Here is a 1,511-nt window from a genome sequence, read left to right as displayed (position 1 = left end):
GCCGAGGCCAGGGGTTCAAATCCCCTTGGGTCCACTCCCTTCATTTCTGATTTGACTGAGATGAAGGCAAACCAAATGCACCCGGATACGCGAGTTTCCGGGGAAGGGCTGAAGGTTCAGTTTTCTGAACCTGACGAGGCTGTGTAAAGGTAATGCATCTGGACGTTAAATGGGTTCAACAGGACACAATTGGTAAAGATACAACGTGTGTTTGTTCGAAAAAAAACCTGGTCTATATGCCGGTTAGTGGATGGCTCGGTTCGAGAGCTGATGAAGGGCGTGCCAAGCAGCGATATGCTCCGGGAAGATGCAGGGAGTCAGTGATCCGGAGATCCCCGAATAGGACATCCCGATACTTCGGTATCAATCCGTTAAGGATGGGGAACGCCCCGAATTGAAACATCTTAGTAGGGGCAGGAAAAGAAATCAACCGAGATGTCGTGAGTAGAGGCGATCGAAACCGACAGAGTTCAAACCGAATCCCTCTCGGGGGAGATGTGGTGTTGGTAAGCCTCCCGTTGGGTGCAGCGACCTGAAATGGAAATCACCTGGAAAGGTGTTCCAGAGAGGGTGACAGACCCGTACATGTAAGGGTCGCTGTGTCCGGGAGAGTCTTGAGTAGCGCGGGTTGGAATTCTCGCGTGAATCCGGGGGTCATCAACCTCCAAAACTAAATACTTCTCGAAACCGATAGCGAACTAGTAGCGTGAGCGAAAGCTGAAAAGTATCCCGAAAAAGGATGTGAAAAGCGCCTGAAACTAACCGGTGACAGCGTGTTATGGCATGAAAGGATCTTCTGCGCGAAGGAACCCGTCGCGAGGCGGTAGTACGGGCGTCAGTTGCCGATGTCATAACGTACGTTTTGAAGAACGGGCCAGAGAGTTTATTCTGCAGGCGAGGTTAACCTGGACGGGTAGCCGAAGCGAAAGCAACAGGTTCGTAGCACCTTTGGTGCATGGAACGGCGTATTCAACGTGCGTGGAGTCTGTAGGATAAGACCTGAAACCCGGTGATCTATGCGTGGGCAGGTTGAAGCGTGCCGAAAGGTGCGTGGAGGACCGCAGGCGGTTTTGATATGCAAATCATTCGCGTGACCTGCGTATAGGAGTGAAAGATTCATCGAACCGGGAGTCAGCTGGTTCCCCTCGAAACATGCCGCAGCATGACCTCGTCGGAGATGGTTGGTGAGGTAGAGCACTGATTGGGGATCCCGGGGAAGAAATTCCTCGCTCTCCTGTCAAACTCCAAACTCCCCAACGTCGGAGATGACGGGCAGTCCGGGCTACGGGGTAAGCTTGTAGTCCGTAAGGGAGACAACCCAGACCGTGGTTGATGCCCCCCAATGTAGGCTAAGTGTCAATACTGAATGAGGTCCCAGGCCAAAGACAACTGGAAGGTGAGCTTAGAAGCAGCTACCCTTTAAAAAGTGCGTAACAGCTTACCAGTCAAGGTTTGGGGCGCAGAAAATGGACGGGGCTAAAGCCTACTGCAGAGACCACGGCGCACCGATT

The 1,511-nt window shown here is 52.6% G+C and carries 1 rRNA gene; it reads left to right on the top strand.

Annotated features, from left to right (window positions below):
* Positions 1 to 222 precede the first annotated feature (222 nt).
* Positions 223 to 1,511, top strand: a 23S ribosomal RNA gene (locus ABCO64_RS10060); the annotation flags it as partial.

This window comes from Methanocalculus natronophilus (assembly GCF_038751955.1).
Lineage (GTDB): Archaea > Halobacteriota > Methanomicrobia > Methanomicrobiales > Methanocorpusculaceae > Methanocalculus > Methanocalculus natronophilus.
This window is presented reverse-complemented; position numbering and strand designations above follow the sequence as displayed.